Genomic DNA, 20669 nt, shown 5'->3' with positions numbered 1-20669 from the left:
CTTCCTTCGAAGGATCGGCGTCGGACTGACCCAGACTATGCGCTGGGCGGTCGTAGAGTTGCCACATGATTCAACTGCGCCGGTGGTCCGGATCTGATGCAGAGCTACTGGTTGAAGCGAATAAGGACGCAATGACGGCGTTCATCGCCGGCCCGGAGTCCACTGCCCAAGTGGCCAAGCGGCATGAGAACTATCTGCGGCTGTGGGACGAGGGCACTGCTCGGATGTTCGTGGTGTTGGACGGTGACGACGCGGTGGGCGGTATCGGTTGGTGGGAAACGGACTGGGAAGGTCGGCCCGCTGTCGAGACCGGCTGGTTCGTCCTTCCACGGGCCCAAGGGCGCGGTGTGGCCAGCGCGGCGGTCGCCCTCCTTATCGATGATGCTCTTAACTTCGCTCCGCCGGGGCGTGATCTCTTCGCGTTTCCATCAGTGGAAAACGATGCATCGAACGCGCTGTGTGGTCGAGCTGGTTTCGAGCTGACGGGCAGCGCGAATTTCCCATTTCGCGGCCAGGACCTTCAGGTGAACGTCTGGAGATTCGATCTCGCCCGGTAACGGCAGCACTGCGCTGCCGGAGGCCGGCAGACGCCAGCGGCCCTATCCCCGCCTGCGGGACCGGATGGCGACACCGTCCAGGGAGTGGATCAGACGGCGCCCCCGCCCCTCACCGAGCTGGATCCACAGCACGCTGCGGTCCTCGGCGAGATCGTCGACCCACCCGGGAAGGCTGTGTCCATCGACCGGCTCAACGGTCACAGCCTGCCCGCGGCGCAGGTCCTTCCAGTTCATCCCGGTTTCCAGTGACCCGGTGTCCGCTGCTTTCCCGTGCCTGTCAGCTGCCTGTGACACGCCGCCCTCCTGTTCCGCCCGCATGATCGATATGTTCCAAGGCTTCCACGAGGAAGTGAACGTGCCATGAACCCGCCGTGAAGACACCGCGTGCCATCCCTCCGCTGTCCTGCCGCCGGCCACGCGGAATGCGATCCCCAGTCTTTCCGGACCGTGGCCGTTACCGCGCGGACCAGCCCCCGTCCATGGTGTAGCTGGCGCCGGTCACCATTCCCGCGTCGTCGGAAGCCAGCCAGGCCACCAGTGACGCGACTTCCGTGGGCTCCACGAGGCGTTTTATGGCTGATTCGGTGAGCATCACCTTGGCCAGGACCTCGGCTTCGGGGATGCCGTGAACGCGGGCCTGCTCTGCGAGCTGCTTTTCCACCAGGGGGGTTCGGACGTAGCCGGGGTTGATGCAGTTGGAGGTAACGCCATGGCCGCCGCCTTCGAGTGCCGTCACCTTGCTCAGCCCTTCCAGGCCATGCTTGGCGGAAACGTAGGCGCTCTTGAACGCCGAAGCGCGGAGTCCGTGCACGGAGGACACGTTGATGATGCGTCCAAAGCCGTTGGCGTACATGTGAGGCAGGGCGGCCCGGATCAGCAGGAACGGGGCCTCCAGCATCAGGGCAATGATCCGGCGGAACTCCGCCGGGTCAAACTCCTCGATGGGGCTTATCCGCTGGATCCCTGCGTTGTTCACCAGGATGTCGCAGTCCAGGCTCACGGTGGCGAGCGAGTCCACGTTCAGCAGATCCACTGCCCATGAGGTGCCGCCCACCTCGTCGGCGAGAGCGGCGGCGCTGGCGGCGTCGACATCGGCCACCACCACTTTCGCACCCCGCCCCGCCAGTTCCCGGACGCACGCAGCACCGATCCCGCTGGCACCTCCGGTCACCATTGCCTTACGGCCCTTCAAAGTGTCTTTCATTTCCATCCCGGCTTCCTCCGTTGTTCCAGCGGACTGTCCCACCAGCAGCTCAACGCCTGCCGGCCGGCAGCACTCCTTCACGTGCGGCGTCGGCCCTGTCCACTTCCTCCAGCGCGATGCCCTTGGTTTCCTTCAGGCTCAGCACGGCAGCCGACGTGATGGCGCACGCCACGATCAGGTAGATCGCGGTGGGCACCCATGAGCCGGTGTCCTTCAGCCACTGGGTGGCGAGCAGCGGAGCCAGCGAACCGGCGAAGATCGACGTCACCTGGGAACCGAGCGATACGCCGGAGTAGCGCATGCGGGTGGGGAACAGTTCGGCCATGATGGCCGGCTGCCCGGCGTACATGAACGCGTGCAGGCACAGCCCAATCGTCACGGCGGCGACGATGGCCACCGCATTGCGCGTGTCGAAGATGGGGAAGGCAAAGAAGGGCCAGCTGGCACCGAGGACGGCTCCGACAAGGTAGACCGGCTTCCGGCCCCAGCCGTCCACGAGGCGTCCCACCTGCGGAATGACCAGGAAGTGCACGACGTGGGCGATCAAGAGCGCCAGCAGGAGCGAGGACGTGTCGTACTGGTGGACGGTCTTGAGGTAGACGATCGAGAAGCTGACCACCAGGTAGTACATGATGTTTTCGGCGAAACGCAGGCCCATGGCCTGCAGGATTCCCTTGGGGTACTTGCGGACCACTTCGAACACGCCGTAGCTGACGGCCTGCTCCTTCTCCACCAAAGCCTTGGCCTCCAAGAAGATCGGCGCCTCGGTGACATGGGTGCGGATGTAATAGCCAACGAAGACGATCACCGCAGAGAGCCAGAACGCCACGCGCCAGCCCCAGCTGAGGAATTCCTCACTGCTGAGTACGGAGGACATGATGAACAGCACGAGCGTGGCCAGCAGGTTGCCCACCGGAACGGCGGCCTGGGGCCAGCTGGACCAGAATCCGCGGGACCTGGCGGGGCTGTGCTCCGCAACGAGCAGGACGGCCCCGCCCCATTCGCCGCCCAGGGCAAAGCCCTGGATGAAGCGCAGTGCGACCAGCAGGGTAGGTGCAAGGTAGCCGATTTCGGCGAAGCCCGGCAGGCAGCCCATCAGGAAGGTCGCCACGCCGACAATCACGATGGTCAGCTGGAGCGTGGGCTTGCGGCCCAGCTTGTCACCGATCTGCCCGAACACAATGCCGCCCAGCGGGCGTGCTACGAACCCGACGGCGTAGGTGAGGAAGGCCTGGATGATGCCGTCCAGCTCATTCCCGGTGGCGGGGAAGAAGTACTTGCCGAAGACCAGGGTGGCGGCGGTGGCGTAGAGGAAAAACTCGTACCACTCCACTACGGTGCCCACCATTGAGGCGGCCACGATCTTCTTGAGTCCGGATCCTTGGGATGCAGGTCCGGCGGCCTTGTGCGGCGGGCGTTGCTCAACGCTCATGGGGTTCTCCTTTGAACATGGAATGACGCGTGCTGTGATCTTCAGCACTAATGCTTCGATGGACTTTACTGCACAGAATCGAGCCGTCCATGGCTAAAACGGCACCCCAACTGTGCATAATTGCAGACATGATTGCCCGTCCCGACGACCTGCTGGTCCTGCTTGAGGTTTCCCGCTCCACCAGGTTCACCGCGGCCGCCCAGGCCCTGGGGCTGAACCACACCACCGTCGCCCGGCGGATAGCGGCCTTGGAGAAGGCGCTGGGCGGCCGGGTTCTGGCCCGGGCCACCAGCGGTTGGGAGCTGACGGAGCTTGGAGCCCAGGCGGTGCTGGTGGCGGAGCAGGTGGAAGCGGCGGTTGGGGCACTCGGCCCCGGCGGGCGGGCACCCGACCCGATCACCGGCGTCGTGCGGATGACGGCCACGGACGGGTTCAGCGCCTACATTGCCGCGCCGGCCGTAGCGCGGCTGCGGCGCGAACATCCGGGGCTGAGCGTGTAGGTGGTGACCATGACCCGGCGTGCCCTGCAGCAGCGTTCGGGACTCGACATCGAGGTGGTGGTCGGTGAACCGCAGGTTCACCGGGCCGAAGCGATCCGGCTAGGTGACTACATGCTGGGGATGTACGCCTCGCGCGGATACCTGGCGGAGCATGGAATCCCGGCCACCATGGCCGATCTCAAGGAGCATCCGCTCGTCTACTTCGTGGATTCGATGCTTCAGGTCGATGCCTTGGACGCCCCACGGCGGCTGGTGCCCGAGATGCGGGACGGCTTCACGTCCACCAACGTTTTCGTCCATGTGGAGGCCACCCGTGCGGGAGCCGGAATAGGTTTCCTGCCCTGCTTCATGGGTGACCTCCATGACGACCTAGTGCGCCTGCTCCCTGCCAACGTCGCCGAACTGCTGCCCTACTGGATGGTGCTCCGGCCCGACTCGATGCGGCGTCCCGCGGTGGCCGCCGTGGTTCACGCACTGCGGGAGCAGATGGCCACCGACCGGGAAAAGCTGCTGGGCCGCGGCTAGGTACAACTACCGAAGATCTATGGCGGCGTGCCAGTACCGGGCGTTGACCCTCGAGGCGGTCAACACCACCAGACCGGTCTGACCGGTGACGTTCTGTTTCGTGGTTGTGGGGTCGTTGATGTCCAGGTCGGTACCGCTGCGGATGACGGGCGTACCGGGGCCGGGCGGGAAAGACACGTTGTCAAGCGGCGCCTTCTTGTAATAGACGGTGCCGCCCCCCTCCGGCGCGACCGCGAACATCCACACCTGACGGTGCTCCTGGTCGATCATGACCATGGGCCGGGTGTGGGCGTCCTCGACAGCACCGAACGGTGCGCTGGTCCAGCGGCCATTACCGTCTCGCACCAAGAGCGCCACCAACGTCTGACCGGGTTGCTGGGCGGATGTCTTGATCGCGGCGTAGAGCCGGCCGCTGCCGTCGGTTGCCAGTTGCCTGAGGTTTAGATGGTCGTTCGCGCATCCCCCGGTGCAGTTGTTTCCCGCTCCATAGGCGACCTCTGTCTGCCACGATTTCTCCGGTTGGCCGTCCTGGTGGACGGCCAGGTAAAACCTCTTTTGCTCCGACCGCTGGTTGCTCCACATGACTGCGATCTTGTTGCCCTGAAAGGACGTGACTGCAGAGATGTCGTCGTTGCTCGCCTGGGCGTTGGGTGTCGGCAGGACGAACGGTGTTCCCCACGCAGCATCGCTCGTCGTCGAGTGGTTGACGTAGACACGACTGCTGTTGTCGGCCGAGACGACGGTGTAGGTGACCCAAAGCTTGCCGAGGGAATCCTTCGCCACCGTAATCGATTCCGAACTCCCACGGCGGAGGGTGACGGGGAACCCGGCGTCCCGAGTGTAGGTCTTCGTCGATGCGTCGTAGCTGAATCGATGAAGCTCCGCGGACCCCGAGGTCACCGCCTCCTGAGACGGTGGCGCACCCCACTCCGAGAGCACCGTCGTGCCCGACACCACGTAGAGCTTGCCGCCCCTTTCGTCCCAGAGCGCGTCACCGCGCGCGCTCGGCCGCGCGTCAACGACCGTTTCCGTCTCCTGCCATACCTGCGTCGCGGCGTCGAGCCGGTGGATCTTCGTCGCATTCGCGGACGCACTCCACATCAGCGCCCACCAACGCCCGTCCTGGACCCACAGCTTGCTCTGGGCCTTGTCCGCAGTCGGGGTTCTGACGCCGTCGCCTGCATACGATGGCCCAGGCACTCCCACATCGGCCGCCTGGGCGGGGATGGGGACCGCGACAGTGGCGGCCACCGCGAGCAGCAGGGCAATGAGAAGGCGCAGCAGTCGCATGGGGGTGCCCTCGAAGTTATGGCGGCGGACGGGTTTGGTCATGGTTGTTCTCCGATAGGAGGCAGGGCATGGCGAAGGACGCCATCCCTGTCATGAATAGCTGAAAAGACGGTGCCTGCTCGGCGACAAAATGATTCGCGGCGGCGGCTCCCGGCCGCACTTTCCTCTGGCAACCACAACTTAAATCCGTCCACTGGGCGTGTCAACGACTGCGCCTACCCTAAATAAAATGAAGGTAGGGGCGGCTCGAACGGTCGTCCCGGCGACCCTGGTGGCTCGCGCCCCTATCCGCCCGGTGGGTGCGGCTGCCTGTCGGGGCCATGCACGGGCCACATGCCGGTGATTTTGCGCTGGTTGTTCACGGCTCCTGCAAGGGTTCGCTTTAGCCGGTTCCCGGCATGGATCTGCACGCCGGGACCGAGCGCCGGTGCCCGAGTCTGTGATTCTCGGTGCCGGTCACCGGGTCGTCGGTGCCGCCCGCAGCGCCGGGCAGGTCACCGCGGCTCTTGACCAGCACGACAATCTCCTGGCCTCGTCCCCCCCGATGGTCCTCCATCGCCGATCTGTGGGCCATGCCCACCTCCCAAATCTGAAACTGCCGACCGGCACCTCCGTGCTGGAGGGGAGCTGGTTGATACATCAATCAAACAGGACTAAGGTTGACACATCAACAACCTATCGATGGGTAGCAAATCATGAGTGAGCAGAAGATCGTTGCAGTGGCCGGAGCGACCGGTTCCCAGGGAGGTGGCGTCGTCCGCGCCCTGCTGGCCGATCCGCAGAAGCGCTTCGCGGTGCGGGCCCTGACCCGGGATCCCGGGTCCGCCTCGGCGGAGGCCCTGCGCCGGCTGGGGGCGGATGTTGTCCGCGCGGACTTCGAGGATGAGCAGAGCGTCGTTGCGGCGCTCGCGGGCGCTGACGGGGCGTTCCTGGTGACGAACTTCTGGGCGCATGGCTCCGCCCGGCGGGAGCTTGACGAGACCGCCGTCCTGGCCCGGGCGGCCGCAGCGGCCGAGGTGGCGCATGTGGTCTGGTCAACCCTGGAGGACACCCGTGAGCTGCTTCCCCTTGAGGATCCGCGGATGCCGGTGCTGCAGGATCACTACAACGTGCCGCACTTCGATGCCAAGGGTGAGGGCAACGCGCTTTTCGCCGACGCCGGAGTGCCGACGACGTCCCTGAACACCACCTTCTACTTCCAGAACTTCGCGGCGAGTATGGCTCCCCAGCGCGCAGACGACGGCGTCCTGACGCTGACGCTCCCCTTCGAAGACGGCCGGCTGCTCTCGGGGGTTGATGTCGCGGACATCGGCCGCGCTGTGTTCTCGATCTTCGCCGCGGGCGGGGAGTACATCGGTAAGACCGTCAGCCTCGCGGGGGATCACCTCACCGGCGCCCAGTACGCCAGCCGGCTCGCCGAGGCCATCGGCGAACCCGTGCGTTTCCAGTCGGTGCCCTACGATGCTTTCCGGGGGCTCGGCTTCCCCGGGGCGGAGGAGGCGGGCAACATGTTCCAGTACTACGGGGACTTCGACAAGGAGTTCACCGGCGCCCGGGACCTGGAGACACTCCGCCGGCTCGTGCCGGGCCTGAAGGACTTCCGCACCTGGGCGGCCGAGAACGCGCAGGCGCTGAAGGCCGCCTAGCAAGCCGCCGCAGACAGTGACCAGCGAGGGGCATCACCCAGGACGGGTATGCCCCTCGTCCGGTTCCCTTGACTTCGCGAATGCCGGCCTCGGCCCCCGCACCATCCGCCTCAACAAGCCATCCAAATGAGTCAAAGCGGACTCTTGAGCGCATGCTTGAGGCCCCGTACGCTTTCGTTGTAGCTGGGGGAGCGAGTTGCCAAGCAAGAAGCCCTTCTACGCCGCCTTCGTACAGCGCACCGGCCAACGGATAGGAATGCCATGGCCCACTCTGTAAGTCTTCGACGCACGCTGATCCGGCTCGTGGTCCTGCTTGTCGCGGTTTTAGCTGCCGCCCTCGCAGTCCTCAACTTAGTTGTCGCCCCGCAGGGCACCCCGCAGGCGGCTTCGGCGGGCGCCCCGGTTCCGTCCGAAGAGACAAAGCCCGTTCCGAGCGCTGAGGACGCGGCGGACGACACCGCGATCTGGATACACCCAACGGATCCGTCGCAGAGCGTGGTGATCGGCACGGACAAGACAGAAACCGGGGGCGTGGGGGTCTACGACCTGGCGGGGCGCCAGCTGCATTTCTACCTGCACGGCAGTATGAACAACGTCGATCTCCGGTACAACTTCCCGCTGGGCAGTGAGAGGATCGCCCTCGTCGGTGCGACGGAGAGGAATGAGGGATCGACCGGCGTTCGATTCTATAAGGTGAACACCGCGGATCGGTCCCTGACAGAGGTAGGGCGAATCAGCACGCCAGGCAGGCCCCGCGGCTTCGGAATGTACCACTCCCCGGTCTCCGGGAAGTATCACGCCTTTGTGCATGACTTCGATACCAACGAGGTAACCCAGTTCGAACTGGACGGCTCCACCGGAACGGTTCGAGGGACTGCCGTGCGTTCCTTCGACAACGGCGGCAGCTCGGAAGGCATTGTGGCAGACGATGAGCTGCAACGTGTCTATGTGGCCGAGGAGGAGGTTGGCTTGTGGCGGTACGGGGCCGAGCCGGGGCACGGTGCAATCCGGACACTCGTGGACCGCACCGAGGCGACCGGTGGACGAATAGTGGACAACATCAAGAACCCCGCCATTTATTATGGTCGGAAGGGGACCGGTTACCTGATTGTGTCGAGCCAGGGTGGATCCAACTTCGTCGTCTACAACCGCGGTGACAACGACCATGTCGGCTCCTTCGAGATTGGCGATGGAGAAAGCATCGACGGTGTGAGCGGTCAAGACGGGATTGACGTGACCAATTTCCCGCTCGGGCCTTCATATCCCGCTGGACTTTTCACCAGCCAGGACCACGCCAACACCGATGCGGGCAACGACAACAGTGGTAACCAGAACCACAAGCTCGTCTCCTGGCAGCGAATTGCCGATTCCTTTGACCCGCAGCTGCTCGTGGACACCACTTTTGACCCGCGCCAAATAGGAGCAGAGGGCGAATGAGACGGCCCCGGTCAGCGGCCCTGGCCGTCGGCCGCGGCGACGACGGCGGCCGCTATGTCCCGGAGTTTGAGGTTCCGGTCGGTTGAGGCCTGCTTGAGGATTGTCATTGCCGCGTCCTTGGTGCACCCGTTCTGGCCCATGAGGATCCCCGCAGCGAGGCCGATGGTGGTGCGGGATTCCATTGCGGCTCGGAGGTCGTGCGCGGTGTCGGACAGGTGCGCAATGCGCACCGCCAGTCTCAGGGACTTCGACGCCAGGCGGGCGAAGGTCCGGGCGGCCTCGAGGGCTTCCTCATCGAAGGCTGCCGCCGATGTTGAATAGAGATTGAGGCTGGCCGAGGCCTCCCCGTCGATGGGGATCGGCACGCCCAGCACCGACCGGAAGCCGCTGCCGGCGGCCTGCTGGTACTCGGGCCAGCGGGTGTCGCTGTCGATGTCACAGACGTAGACGATCCGGCGGGTCCGGGCCGCCGTCAGGCACGGTCCATCACCGAGGGAATACTGGAACTCGTCCATGTCCAGGGCCCGGATGCTGGTACTGGCGATGGTTGCGGTTTTCCGGGGGCGCAGCAGCGTGGTGCTGCACTCCACCTCGCTGTCCGGCGCCAGGAGATTCCGGGCGGCCAGCCGCGTCAGCTGGGCCAGGAAGTGCTCGACGTCGGGACTTTCAAGGACCATGTCCTCGAGGATGCCGTCGAGCTCGCGTCCCGCAACCGCTGCCGTCTCATGGTCCGTCATCATGGCCTTTCGGGTGGTGTCCGCCCGTGCGTCAGGAGGCCGCGGACGCGGCGGCGAGGAACCTGCAGCGCCTACTGCTCAACGACTCGATTAACGCTACGCCCCTTCCAAGTCCGGCGCACTCCCGCCCGCGTCTCTTGCGCTTCTGCAATTCATGGCGTCAGTGCACTGCGGCGGGCCTCCCCGCCGTAGGGCACTGACGCGGCGAGCCCCGGAGAGTAGGGTGCTCCCATGGCCCGCGAAGAAACCACCCTCTCCGTCCCCGGCCCTCATGGCGCCCGCGACGTCCGCATCTCAAGTCCCAGCCGGGTGCTCTGGCCCGAGCTCGGCCTGACGAAGCTCGACCTGGCGCACTACCTCATCCGGGTGCAGGAGGCGTTCCTCGCCGCGAACGGCGACCGGCCGGTGTCCCTGCAGCGGTTCTCCGGCGACATCGACGGCGAGCAGTTCTTCTCCAAGAACCCGCCAAAGGGCGCACCCGACTTCATCCGCTCCGTGCCCGTGGTGTACCCCAGCGGCCGGTCCCACCCGCAGGTGGTCCTCGATGAGCCGGCCGCCGTGGTGTGGGCCGCGCAGATGAACACCCTCGTATTCCACCCCTGGGCCTCGCGTGCCGGCAACCCCGACAACCCCGACGAGCTGAGGATCGACCTCGATCCCCAGCCGGGCACCGGTTTCGAGGAGGCCGTCCCCGCCGCTCTTGAACTGCGCTCGGTGCTCGCCGAGGCCGGACTGACCTCCTTTGTGAAGACCTCGGGCAACCGCGGGCTCCACGTCTTTGCCCCCATCCGCCCGGACCACGAGTTCCTCGAGGTCCGGCACGCCGTCATCGCCGCCGCCCGCGAACTCGAGCGCCGCATGCCCGACAAGGTGACGACCGCGTGGTGGAAAGAAGAGCGCGGGCAGCTCGTCTTCGTCGACTACAACCAGGCCAACCGGGACCGCACCATGGCCGGGGCGTACAGCCCGCGCCCGCTGCCCCACGCCCCGGTGTCCTGCCCCCTCGCCTGGGACGACCTGGGCACGGCGGACCCCCGCAGCTTCACGGTGGTGACGGTGCCGGCGCGGCTGGAAGACCGGGGGGATCCCTGGGCGGACATGCACTCCGAACCGGGCACCATCGACACGCTGCTCCGCTGGTGGGAGCGGGACGTGGAGGCGGGCCTCGGGGAGCTTCCCTTTCCCCCGGACTATCCAAAGATGCCCGGTGAGCCCCCGCGCGTCCAGCCAAGCCGGGCGCGGGCCAAGGGATAGCGGCCTCCCGTGTGTGACGCCGGGGGACCCCCGGGGTGGCGTTGGGCGGGAGTACACCCGCAGAATGGACAGTGTAGGAAAAATTTAGGAAAAATTTAGGAAAGTCGCAGGATTACTGAGGACGCGGCGGGGCGAAGGAGCGCCTCCCGTGGAAGGTCGCGTTGCGGGCAGGCTGGGGTGCTGACCGGCGGAAGGGGATCCTTCCGCTGCCAAGTGGGTTTGCCGAAGTCGGGGGAGTGCAATGGCCGGAATCGATGCGATCTACGTGCTGCCGGTGGAACGGCCGCCGGAGGGAGGACGCCTGGAGGCGCGCCCTGACGGCCCGGGCCGCCGCACGGGCGGTGCACGGTGGTGACGGCGTCAGTGCCTGGCCCCCGCCGCGCGTCCGTCGCGCAGTCCTCCCTGCCCGGCGCGGATCAGGTGCTCAAGGATTTCCTGCCGCACACCGAGGACCTCCTCCACACCCAGGAACGGCTCCAGGGCCTGCTCTCGGCGGTCATGTCCCTCGCGGAGAACCTCAGCCTCGAGGCGGTGCTCGACCGGGTGGTCACCTCCGCCTGCCAGCTTGTGGGGGCGCGGTACGGTGCCCTGGGGGTGATCGGGCCCGACGACGCCCTGACCCACTTCGTCACGGTCGGCATGGAGGAGGACCAGGCCCGCCGCGTCGGGGAGATCCCCAAGGGCCGTGGGGTGCTGGGGCACCTGATCCGGGACCCCCGGCGGATCCGCCTGTCCGACCTCAACGAGCACCCGCAGGCCAGCGGCTTCCCGGAACACCACCCGCCCATGCGCACGTTCCTCGGCGTTCCGGTGCGGGTGCGCGGGGTGGCCTTCGGAAACCTCTACCTCACCGAGAAGGAGGGCGGGGAGCACTTCACGGCCGAGGACGAGGAGCTCGCCGTGGCGCTGGCCGCCGCGGCAGGCGTCGCCATCGAGAACGCGCGCCTGTTCGAGGACGCCACCCGGCGCCAGCGGTGGCTTGAGGCCGGCATGGACGTCAGCGAACGACTGCTGGGCAACCCCACGGCCGAAGCCGCGGGCCTCGACCTGATCGCCGAAGGCGCCCTCGAGCAGTCCGAGTCCACCGTGGCGATGATCGCCTTCCCCGATCCGGGCGGCCGCGTACTGCGCTGCGGCACGGCCGTCGGCGACAGCCACCTGGTGAAGGGCCACGCCATCGCCGCCGACAGCACACCCATCGCGCACCTGCTGACCACCGGAGAGTCCGTCCTGTGCCGGGCCCCTGATCTCTGGGCGGGCGCGCCGGCCGCCGAGGAACTCGGCCCCGTCCTGGTGGCGGCCCTCGGCCACAAAGGCACCCACGCGGGAATCCTGATCCTCGCCCGCCCGTTCGGAGCGCCCGGGTACGGGCAGGTCGACGTCGAAATGAACGAGGTGTACTGCTCGCGTGCGGCACTGGCCCTGGAACTGGCCCACGCACACCTGATGCGCGAGCAGCAGATCGTCTTCTCCGACCGGGACCGCATCGCGCGGGACCTTCACGACCTGGTGATCCAGCGCATCTTCGCCGCAGGCCTGAGCGTACAGAGCCTGCGCCGCCACACCACGGACCCGGTCGCGCAGCAGCGGATCAACTCCATCACCGGGGAACTGGATGAGACGATCCGCGGACTGCGGGACACCATCTACGCGCTGGGTGACAACGGCGGGCGCGAGCGGCTCAGCTCCCGGATCGTCCGGGCGGTACAGGACGGCACCTGGCAGGCGGGCACCACGCCGGAACTGCAGATGCGCGGCCCGGTGGACGGCATCCCGGAACCCGTGGCCGGTCACCTGCTGGCCGTCCTCTCGGAGGGCCTCTCGAATGCCCTGCGGCACTCGGGGGCGCTCCACATCACTATCACCGTCTCGGTGCGCGGCGGGCAGGTGAAGCTGCTGATCGAGGACGACGGGAAGGGCTTCCGCAACCCCGGCCGCACCAGCGGCCTCTCCAATATGCAGCACCGGGCGGCGGCGGTCGGCGGAACCTTCGTTCCCGTAAGCGCCCCGGGCCACGGAACGAGGCTCTCGTGGACGGTACCCCTTCCGCGGTAGGGAACGGCGTGGGACGAAAGCCCCTGTGCAGGAGCCGGAAGTTGAGCTTTACTTGTGGCGACGCCGCAGCACCACCAACGGATCGGAGCATTCAATGAGCCTTGAGGAAACCTGGGACAAGCTGGACCAGCCCACGCGCCGATGGATCACGACGAACCGCGGATGCAGGGTGCTTCCGCGGACGGTGGCCGGGGTGGTCCGCCGTGCCGCGGGCCACCCGGAGACCGACAGCCAGCACGGCCAGATGGAGCTGACGCCGGAGGACCTGCGCTTCATCGCACGGAAGTCCGATGAGGCCGCCGGACAGCAGCTGGCGGCGCCGCTGAATCCGCCGCTCCCTCAGGGGTAGGGAGGGCCGGCCAATGCAGCACAGAGCAGCCCCCTTGGATATCGATATCCGCCCGCTTCCGGCGAAACGTGCCGTGGTGGAGGGCGAGAGCTTCGCCGTCGACATCGAAGCCGTCGCCGAACGCGATGTGGTGGCCGATCAGGTAATCCTCGAAGTGGTCCAGGTGATCGACTACGGGTACGGCCGCACCAACCTTCACGGCGTGATCTACACCGCCCGGGACCGCTCCACCCACGTCATCTCGCAGCAGCCCCTGCCGCCGGCCGGCAGGGTGATGGCGGGGGAGACCTACCGGACCCGCGCCGTCGTCACCGTTCCGGCGCTGAACCTTCCCTCCGTGCGCGGGGAGCTGATCAGCATCTCCTGGATCCTTCGGGTGCGCATGTCCGCCCGGGACGACCAGGAATCCGTGGGCGAGGGAATGTTCACCGTCCAGTCGGCCGCGGCGGGCTGCACCGCCGATGCCGCCCAGGAACCGGAGGCCACCGTCCAGTGGACCGCGTCCCTTGAGCTGGTCGAACTGTCAGCGCGGGTCCTGACCAACGCGACACCGGTCACCGGGCGGCTCCGGGTTGCAGTGCACCACGGAACGCTGCGTTCGGTCCGGGTGGAACTGGTGATGCTCGAAGCGGTCGCCTATGGACCCACGCCCGAGGGGCAATCCGGTGACCGCCCGCAGAAGCACCCCCGCCACACCGAAAACACGATCGCCGCGACCACCCTGACGGAGGGCCTGCCCGCCGCCGGCGCTGAGGCCGTGCTCCCGTTCGAGGTCGCCACCCCGCGCTTCCTGCCCGCACCGTCGCTGGACACCGGGAAGTTCCGGGTGCGCTGGCAGCTGCGGATCACCGCTGACGTACCCCACCGCCCCGACCCGCAGCTGCGGGTCGGCCTGGTCGCGGTCACGGCGCCCCAGGCGGCGCATTCCTCGTAGCACCGCCCAGCCGGAACCGGCGCCGCGAATGCTCCACGCCACGGACCGAAAGGATCGACCATGAGGCGAAGCACCCGGGGCCGTGCGGCCCGCAGGAAGTCGTGGAAGGACCTTAACCGGGACCAGCGCAGGGCCGTGATGGCCGTGGGAACGCTGCAGGCGACCCTGATGGCCGCCGCGCTCACCGACCTCGCCCGGCGCCCTCCGGCCGCCGTCCGGGGCAGCCGCGCCGCGTGGGCCGTCGCATGTTTTCTCAACTTCGCCGGGCCGATCGCCTACTTCCTCTTTGGGCGCCGCCATCCGGCCGCCCCGCGTTGAGTAGACTTGCCGAATGCAAGACGACAAGCCAGCGCGCGCCGCGGTGGTCATTGAAGACGACGATGACGTCCGGGACCTCCTGCACGCAGTGCTCACGGGGTTCGGATTCACAGTGCACACCGCCCCCGCAGGTCAGGCCGGTGTCGAGATGGTGCGCCAGATCGCCCCTCAGGTGGTGACCCTCGACGTCGGCCTGCCCGACATCGACGGGTTTGAGGTGGCACGGCGGATCCGCCGGTTCTCCTCCACCCTGATCGTCATGCTGACCGCGCGGGCCGACCCGCGCGACGAGGCCCGCGGCGCGGAGGCCGGGGCCGACGAATACCTCACCAAGCCCTTCCGCCCCGCCGAACTGCGCCGCCGCATCGAGGACGGGCTGGAAAAGCGCAGCGTTCCCATTTCCTCCTAGGGCGCACCCGCCCCGGCGCTGCTCAGTGGCTGCGGACACCCCGCCGCGAGACCAGCCGCGGGGCGATCCACCGGTCGGCCGCAACGCCCGTGACAAGGGAATAGACCGCCTTGTGGAGATAGTCCACCGTCTTCTCCCCGACCGGCCAGAGCGACGGCGGCGCACCAGCGCCCGTCGCGTTCTCCAGGGTCTGGTCGAAGGCGAGGCGCACCACGGTGTGGGTGGCATTGGCGGCCCCTCCGCGGATGCCGGTCATGGCCCAGACGCCCCGCAGCGCCCCGAGCACCGCCCCCGTTCCCCAGTGCATCGCAGAGTTGGCCGCGGCTGGCTTGGCCCGGTCCGACACCGGCCGGCCGAGCAGGGAGCTCAGCGTGCGTCCCGGCACATACGAGTCCGGCCGTCCGGTCAGCGCCTGTTCGATCTTCTCGCCGAGGGTCATGGCAGCGGCGCCCACGAGGCCCGCGAAGGCCCCCTGCACCGCGGACCCCAGGATCAGGGTCAGCCGCACCCCGGTCGACTTCCGTACCCGCCTCTTACGCCGTTTCATTTCCGCACTCCCGTCCCGCCGGCAGGGCCGACGGCGGACGCCCGCCCCGGCCGGGTGTCACTGGTTCTCGTTGTCCTCACCGCGGGCATCGTCGCCCTGGTCCGTGTCGATCCCGTTGTTGTCGTCGTACTGCGAGGTCTCCTCCGGCGAGGATCCTCCGCCGTCCTGGTTCCCGGAGTCATCACAGCCTACGAGGAGCATCGCGCTGAGCGCGAAGATGAGCGGGTATTTCCTAAGAGCTTCGCCTGCCACCGTTCTCACTTCTCTCCGTCGAAAATCACGTGTCTGTGCTTGAACCCGTGTCTGTGCTTAAACCGTAGGACGGCGGGTCGGGGTGGGGAAACGATTCGAACATGACGGCCGCGGCAGCAGAGAGCGCTGGCAGGGCGCGGCTCCCCGTGTTAGCGCCCTACCGTGCGTCGCGGATGAGGTTGGTGATCCGCGCCGTGGAGAGCCTCCGGCCCTCCTCGTCGGTCATCACCACCTCATGCGTGGTCAGCGTGCGCCCAAGGTGGATTGCGGTGGCCGTCCCCGTGACCGTCCCGGCGGCGATGCTGCGGTGGTGGGTGGCGCTGATCTCGATCCCCAGGGCGTTCCGTCCCGGGCCGGCATGGATCCCGGCGGCGAAGGACCCAAGGGTCTCAGCCAGCACCAGGTGCGCGCCACCGTGGAGGATCCCGGCCACCTGCTCGTTGCCGGCGACCGGCATCGACGCCACCATCCGTTCGGCGCTCATCTCGGAGAAGGTGATGCCCATCTTCACAGTCAGGCGCCCAATCCCGTAACGGCCCAGCCAGTCGTGCATCTCCGGGGGGACCCCCGCAATGGTGAGTTCCTCGACATACGGGTTGGCTGCGGAGCGGCCCGCGGGCGGCTGAGTGAAATTGTCGACCATGGGAACTAGGCTGGCACCTGTGAGTGAAACAACCAAACCTGGATCCACCCTGCCCGCCCCGAGAACAGCGACGGGACAGCGCAACCGCCTCCTGGTCATCGATGGACACTCAATGGCGTTCCGGGCGTTCTACGCCCTGCCCCCCGAAAACTTCTCAACCGACACCGGCCAGCACACCAACGCCGTGTACGGGTTCACCGCGATGCTGATCAACCTCATCAAGGACCAGAAGCCCACCCACGTGGCCGTCGCCTTCGACCTCGACACCCCGACGTTCCGCTCCGAGGAGTACACCGAGTACAAGGCGGGCCGGTCCCGGACGCCCGAGGAGTTCCACGGGCAGGTCGACCTGATCATCAAGGTGATGGAGGCCATGCGCATCCCCACCATTTCGATGGACGGCTACGAGGCCGACGACATCCTGGCCACCCTCGCCACCAAGGCAGCTGCCGAGGACTGGGACGTCCAGGTGGTCAGCGGGGACCGCGACGCCTTCCAGCTGGTCAACGACCGCGTCACCGTCCTGTACCCGAAGCAGGGCGTCACCAACATCCCCCAGATGGACGCCCAGGCCATCGAGGAGAAGTACTTCGTGCCGCCGCACCAGTACTCCGACCTTGCCGCCCTCGTGGGAGAGAGCGCGGACAACCTGCCCGGCGTGCCGGGCGTCGGACCCAAGACGGCCGCCAAGTGGATTCGGCTCTACGGCGGGCTCGAGGGGATCCTCGAGAACCTCGACTCCATCGGCGGCAAGGTCGGCGACGCGCTGCGGGCCCACGCCGACGACGTCCGCCGCAACCGCCGGCTGAACCGGCTGCTGACCGACCTCGACCTGCCCGTCGACCTCGACGCGATGCTCTCCCAGCACCCCGACCGCTCAGCCGTCGAGGACCTCTTCGACTCCCTGCAGTTCAACACCCTGCGCAAGCGGCTGTTCGACCTGTTCGGCGAGGAGGAGGTCGAGGAGACCGGCGACGAGATGACCCCGCCGCCGCACGTCATCCTCACCGACGCCGCGCCCCTGACCGCGTGGCTGAAGTCCACCAACCAGGCCCTCGCGGCGGTCCACCTCGCCACCGAGGCCACCGCCGGGGGCACCGACGTGACCGGGATCGCCATCGTCACCTCCACCGCGGCGGCCTACGTGCCGCTGGAGGGGCTCGACGCAGAGGCGGAGCAGGTGCTCGCGCACTGGCTGGCCGACCTCGACGCGCCCAAGGTGGTCCACGACTTCAAGGAGGCCTACAAGCTGCTCGCACCGCGCGGGCTGCACCTGGCGGGCGAGGTCGATGACACGGCCATCTCGGGCTACCTGATCCAGCCGGACCGCCGCAGCTACGACCTGGCCGACCTGAGCCAGTACCACCTGCGCCTGACCCTCGGCACGGCGCCGGGCAACGCCTCCGGCCAGCTCGCCCTGGAACTCGGGGAAAAGGATGTCGCCGGTCCGGCCGTGATGCGCGCCTTCGCGGCCCTGCAGCTCAGCGAGCACTTCGCCGGCCAGCTCGTCGAAAAGGGCGCCAACCAGCTCCTCGGGGAGCTGGAGCTGCCCCTGTCCGAGGTCCTGGCCGAAATGGAGCTCACCGGCGTCGCCGTCTCCGTCGAACGCCTCGACCGGCTCCTCGACGACTTCTCCAAGACCATCAGCACCGCCGGGGCCGAGGCGTTCCGCATCATCGGCAAGGAGATCAACCTCGGCTCGCCCAAGCAGCTCCAGACGGTGCTGTTCGAGGAACTCGGGCTGCCGAAGACCAAGAAGATCAAGACCGGGTACACCACCGACGCCGACGCCCTCACCGACCTGATCGTTAAGACCGGCCACCCGTTCCTCGAGCAGCTCCTGGCCTACCGCGACGCCAGCAAGCTCCGCCAGACCGTCGAGGGCCTGCGTAAGTCCGTGGCCGAGGACGGGCGCATCCACACCACCTACGCCCAGACGGTCGCCGCGACGGGCCGGCTGTCCTCGATCAACCCGAACCTGCAGAACATCCCGGTGCGCTCGGACGAGGGCCGGCGGATCCGCGAGGTGTTCGTCGTCGGAAAGGGCACAGACGGCACCCGCTATGAAACGCTGATGACGGCCGACTACTCCCAGATCGAAATGCGCATCATGGCCCACCTCTCCGGGGATGAGAACCTGATCTCGGCGTTCCGCGAGGGGGAGGACCTTCATCGGTTCGTCGGCTCGCACATCTTCGGCGTCGCGCCCGAGGAGGTCACCAGTGCGATGCGCTCCAAGGTCAAGGCGATGTCCTACGGCCTGGTCTACGGGCTGAGCTCCTTCGGGCTCTCCAAGCAGCTCGCCATCTCCGTCGACGAGGCGCGCACCCTGATGCGTGACTACTTCGAGCGGTTCGGCGCGGTGCGCGACTACCTGCGCGGCATCGTCGAGCAGGCACGCAAGGACGGCTACACCTCGACCATCGAGGGCCGGCGCCGCTACCTTCCGGACCTCTCCAGCGACAACCGCCAGCTGCGGGAGATGTCGGAGCGGGCAGCCCTTAACGCGCCCATCCAGGGCTCGGCGGCCGACATCATCAAGAAGGCGATGCTCGGTGTGGACGGCGCACTGAAGGCCAAGGGCCTGTCCTCGCGCATGCTGCTGCAGGTGCACGACGAACTTGTGCTCGAGATCGCCGAGGGGGAGAAGGACGTGGTGGAGGCGCTGGTGCGCGAGCAGATGGCCGGCGCAGCCGACCTGTCGGTGCCCCTGGATGTCTCGGTCGGCACCGGGCTGAGCTGGCATGAGGCGGCGCACTGACGAATCCTCCCCGGCCGGTGGTGAAGGGCGCGTAATCCGGCTAGGGTCTTGGAGCGTGAGCACACAGACGACGACGCCGGGCACCTCCACCGAACTGCGCCTTGAGAAGTTTCAGGTCACGACGGAGGAGGACACCTCGCCGGGAGGGCGGTTCGCGAACTGGATCGACGCCGTGCGGATCGGTTTCTTCGAATCCCGGGCGGAGCCGGAGGATCTCCCGGCCGTGGTGACTGCCTTGTCCGCCGACGCTCGGACCCTCGTCGGCGTGCACGATGACGCACCCGGCGCGCTGTCCATCGACGGGGCCGTACCGGTCGCGACGTACGCCTCAATGCGCAACACCCTCAACGCCGGAGGGCCGGAGCCGCTCCCGGCCCACCTCATCACCTCCGTCACCGTGCGGCCCTCCCACCGGCGGCGCGGCCTGCTGCGCCGGATGATGACCGAGGACCTGCAGGACGCCGCGGCCGCGGGTGTGCCCGTGGCGCTGCTGACGGCGTCAGAGGCCACCATCTACGGGCGTTTCGGTTTCGGCTGCGCCACCTTCACGTCGAGCGTGACCGTGGACGTGCGGGAGCGCTTCGCCGTGCTCGGCACCCCCACCGGGCGGACGGAGCTGGCCGAGCCCGCCGAGGTCCCGGCACTCGCGGGAGCGGTGTTTGCCCGTTTCCATGAGCGCACCAAAGGATCGGTTGGGCGACAGTACGCCTACGCCAAGCGCGTCTCCGGCCAGTGGGGCCGGGAACGGCCGGTCGAGGACAAGGCGGTGCGTACGGCGGTCCACTACGACGACGCCGGCAACGCCGTCGGCTATGTGGCCTACCGCTTCGAGGGGTGGTCCAAGGAGCCCTACACCGTCAGCATTCTCGACCTCGTCGCCGGCACCGAGGAGTCCTACCTCGCCCTCTGGCGGTACCTCGGGTCGCTCGACCTCATCCAGGAGATCACCTGGGACGGCGCGGCCGTGGACGACCCGCTGCCCTGGGCGCTTGCCGACCGCCGCTGCTACCGGGTCACCGGCCACGAGGACGTGCTGTGGGTGCGCCTGCTCGACGTCGCTCAGGCCCTCGAGGGCCGCGGGTACCGCAGCAGCGGGCGCCTGGTGTTCGAGGTGTCCGACGCGCTCGGACTCGCGGGCGGCACCTACCAGCTCACCGTCACCGGCGGCCGGGGACGCGTGGAGCGGGTCGCTTCCGACTCGGACGTCGACGTGGTCCTGGACATCGCTGCGCTGGGCTCGCTCTACCTGGGCGGGGTCAGCCCCGCTGCGCTGGTGGGTGCCGGGCTGGTGGAGCAGCGCACCGAAGGTGCCATCGAGCTGCTCAACGACCTGTTCCGGGACGCCGAAAACCCCTACTGCATCACGCATTTCTAGGCGCGGGCACCGCGGGCCGGCACTACCTGCCCGCTTTGACGGGGTTGGCTCCCGCCGTTAGACTAGACGGGCGCGTATTGCGCTGTGGTTCGGGCCGGCATCCGCCGTGCGAGTTCCGGCGCAATACCAATAGAACCGCTCTTTAGGTTTTATCCAATCTGTCCGCTTCCGGACATCGGATTCCCCTGGATGGCCCGGCTTTTCGGCCGGTTTTTCCAGCGTCCGCTTCCGGATCAAGAAAACTTCCACAACGGAGCCCCAACTACATGACCATCACCACCACCGAGAAGCAAGGTGCCCCGCAGGTCGCTATCAACGACATCGGCACCGCTGAGGACTTCCTCGCAGCAGTCGACGCGACGATCAAGTACTTCAACGACGGAGATCTCGTCGAAGGTACTGTCGTCAAGGTCGACCGCGATGAGGTCCTGCTCGACATCGGTT

19 protein-coding genes and 2 pseudogenes are annotated in these 20669 nt (G+C 67.4%); 13 read left to right on the top strand and 8 right to left on the bottom strand.

Annotation, left to right across the window (positions count from 1 at the left end; genetic code table 11):
• Positions 1-65 precede the first annotated feature (65 nt).
• The gene (locus QZX79_RS15020) at positions 66-557 is read left to right on the top strand and encodes a GNAT family N-acetyltransferase (RefSeq protein ID WP_294569434.1); all 492 of its coding nucleotides are present in this window, start codon (positions 66-68) and stop codon (positions 555-557) included.
• 42 nt (positions 558-599) lie between these two features.
• On the opposite strand, the gene QZX79_RS15015 is transcribed toward QZX79_RS15020, so the two are convergent.
• The 3 genes from QZX79_RS15015 to QZX79_RS15005 form a co-directional block, all read right to left on the bottom strand.
• On the bottom strand, positions 600-851 hold the full coding sequence (locus QZX79_RS15015; protein ID WP_294569432.1) for a hypothetical protein: 252 nt from the start codon (positions 849-851) through the stop codon (positions 600-602).
• Between the two features lie 160 nt (positions 852-1011).
• On the bottom strand, positions 1012-1761 hold the full coding sequence (locus tag QZX79_RS15010) for a 3-hydroxybutyrate dehydrogenase (RefSeq protein WP_294569450.1): 750 nt from the start codon (positions 1759-1761) through the stop codon (positions 1012-1014).
• A gap of 49 nt (positions 1762-1810) precedes the next feature.
• Positions 1811-3193 carry an MFS transporter gene (locus QZX79_RS15005; RefSeq protein WP_294569430.1) on the bottom strand — a complete coding sequence of 461 codons (1383 nt, stop codon included), beginning with the start codon at positions 3191-3193 and terminating at the stop codon, positions 1811-1813.
• Between the two features lie 128 nt (positions 3194-3321).
• On the opposite strand from QZX79_RS15005, the pseudogene QZX79_RS15000 reads away from it, so the two are divergent.
• A pseudogene (locus tag QZX79_RS15000) lies at positions 3322-4218 on the top strand (LysR family transcriptional regulator).
• A gap of 6 nt (positions 4219-4224) precedes the next feature.
• Here QZX79_RS15000 and QZX79_RS14995 read toward each other — a convergent pair.
• Positions 4225-5550: a hypothetical protein gene (locus QZX79_RS14995; protein WP_294569428.1), complete on the bottom strand. Its 1326-nt coding sequence runs from the start codon at positions 5548-5550 to the stop codon at positions 4225-4227.
• Between the two features lie 653 nt (positions 5551-6203).
• On the opposite strand from QZX79_RS14995, the gene QZX79_RS14990 reads away from it, so the two are divergent.
• Together QZX79_RS14990 and QZX79_RS14985 are read left to right on the top strand one after the other, a co-directional pair.
• Complete coding sequence (locus QZX79_RS14990; protein ID WP_294569426.1) at positions 6204-7154, top strand: NmrA/HSCARG family protein; 951 nt, start codon at positions 6204-6206, stop codon at positions 7152-7154.
• Positions 7155-7415: 261 nt separating this feature from the next.
• Complete coding sequence (locus QZX79_RS14985) at positions 7416-8591, top strand: phytase (protein WP_294569425.1); 1176 nt, start codon at positions 7416-7418, stop codon at positions 8589-8591.
• An 11-nt stretch (positions 8592-8602) separates the two neighbouring features.
• Here the strand turns inward: QZX79_RS14985 and QZX79_RS14980 are convergent, their stop codons facing one another.
• Positions 8603-9328, bottom strand: coding sequence for a GAF and ANTAR domain-containing protein (locus tag QZX79_RS14980; protein WP_294569424.1), 726 nt, complete (start codon positions 9326-9328; stop codon positions 8603-8605).
• A 231-nt stretch (positions 9329-9559) separates the two neighbouring features.
• On the opposite strand from QZX79_RS14980, the gene ligD reads away from it, so the two are divergent.
• The 6 genes from ligD to QZX79_RS14950 all read left to right on the top strand — a co-directional run bounded on the left by ligD (position 9560) and on the right by QZX79_RS14950 (position 14647).
• Entirely contained in the window at positions 9560-10582 is a 1023-nt protein-coding gene (gene ligD, locus QZX79_RS14975; protein ID WP_294569423.1) for a non-homologous end-joining DNA ligase, read from the top strand.
• A gap of 363 nt (positions 10583-10945) precedes the next feature.
• Entirely contained in the window at positions 10946-12637 is a 1692-nt protein-coding gene (locus tag QZX79_RS14970; protein ID WP_294569421.1) for a GAF domain-containing sensor histidine kinase, read from the top strand.
• Between the two features lie 94 nt (positions 12638-12731).
• Positions 12732-12986: a hypothetical protein gene (locus tag QZX79_RS14965; RefSeq protein ID WP_294569420.1), complete on the top strand. Its 255-nt coding sequence runs from the start codon at positions 12732-12734 to the stop codon at positions 12984-12986.
• 13 nt (positions 12987-12999) lie between these two features.
• Complete coding sequence (locus QZX79_RS14960; RefSeq protein WP_294569417.1) at positions 13000-13920, top strand: hypothetical protein; 921 nt, start codon at positions 13000-13002, stop codon at positions 13918-13920.
• Positions 13921-13980: 60 nt separating this feature from the next.
• On the top strand, positions 13981-14238 hold the full coding sequence (locus QZX79_RS14955; protein WP_294569415.1) for a PLD nuclease N-terminal domain-containing protein: 258 nt from the start codon (positions 13981-13983) through the stop codon (positions 14236-14238).
• 13 nt (positions 14239-14251) lie between these two features.
• A complete protein-coding gene (locus tag QZX79_RS14950) occupies positions 14252-14647 on the top strand; it encodes a response regulator (RefSeq protein ID WP_366485027.1) in 396 nt (131 codons plus the stop codon).
• Positions 14648-14669: 22 nt separating this feature from the next.
• Here the strand turns inward: QZX79_RS14950 and QZX79_RS14945 are convergent, their stop codons facing one another.
• The 3 genes from QZX79_RS14945 to QZX79_RS14935 all read right to left on the bottom strand — a co-directional run bounded on the left by QZX79_RS14945 (position 14670) and on the right by QZX79_RS14935 (position 16089).
• Complete coding sequence (locus QZX79_RS14945; protein ID WP_294569412.1) at positions 14670-15194, bottom strand: hypothetical protein; 525 nt, start codon at positions 15192-15194, stop codon at positions 14670-14672.
• Between the two features lie 57 nt (positions 15195-15251).
• Positions 15252-15446, bottom strand: a complete 195-nt coding sequence (locus tag QZX79_RS14940) for a hypothetical protein (protein WP_294569408.1) — start codon at positions 15444-15446, stop codon at positions 15252-15254.
• 157 nt (positions 15447-15603) lie between these two features.
• Positions 15604-16089 (bottom strand): hotdog fold thioesterase, encoded by a 486-nt coding sequence (locus tag QZX79_RS14935; protein WP_294569406.1) that lies wholly within the window; start codon positions 16087-16089, stop codon positions 15604-15606.
• Between QZX79_RS14935 and polA the strand changes: the two genes are divergently transcribed.
• From polA to rpsA, 3 genes and pseudogenes are all read left to right on the top strand, one after another.
• Positions 16088-18850 carry a DNA polymerase I gene (polA, locus tag QZX79_RS14930; protein WP_294569404.1) on the top strand — a complete coding sequence of 921 codons (2763 nt, stop codon included), beginning with the start codon at positions 16088-16090 and terminating at the stop codon, positions 18848-18850. The genes QZX79_RS14935 and polA overlap by 2 nt on opposite strands.
• Positions 18851-18905: 55 nt before the next feature.
• Positions 18906-20225, top strand: coding sequence for a GNAT family N-acetyltransferase (locus QZX79_RS14925; protein WP_294569402.1), 1320 nt, complete (start codon positions 18906-18908; stop codon positions 20223-20225).
• 266 nt (positions 20226-20491) lie between these two features.
• A pseudogene (gene rpsA, locus QZX79_RS14920) lies at positions 20492-20669 on the top strand (30S ribosomal protein S1); the annotation flags it as partial.

Source organism: uncultured Arthrobacter sp. (genome assembly GCF_902805515.1).
Lineage (GTDB): Bacteria > Actinomycetota > Actinomycetes > Actinomycetales > Micrococcaceae > Arthrobacter_D.
The sequence above is the reverse complement of the archived record's forward strand: the minus strand, read 5'-3'. Positions and strand labels throughout refer to the sequence as shown.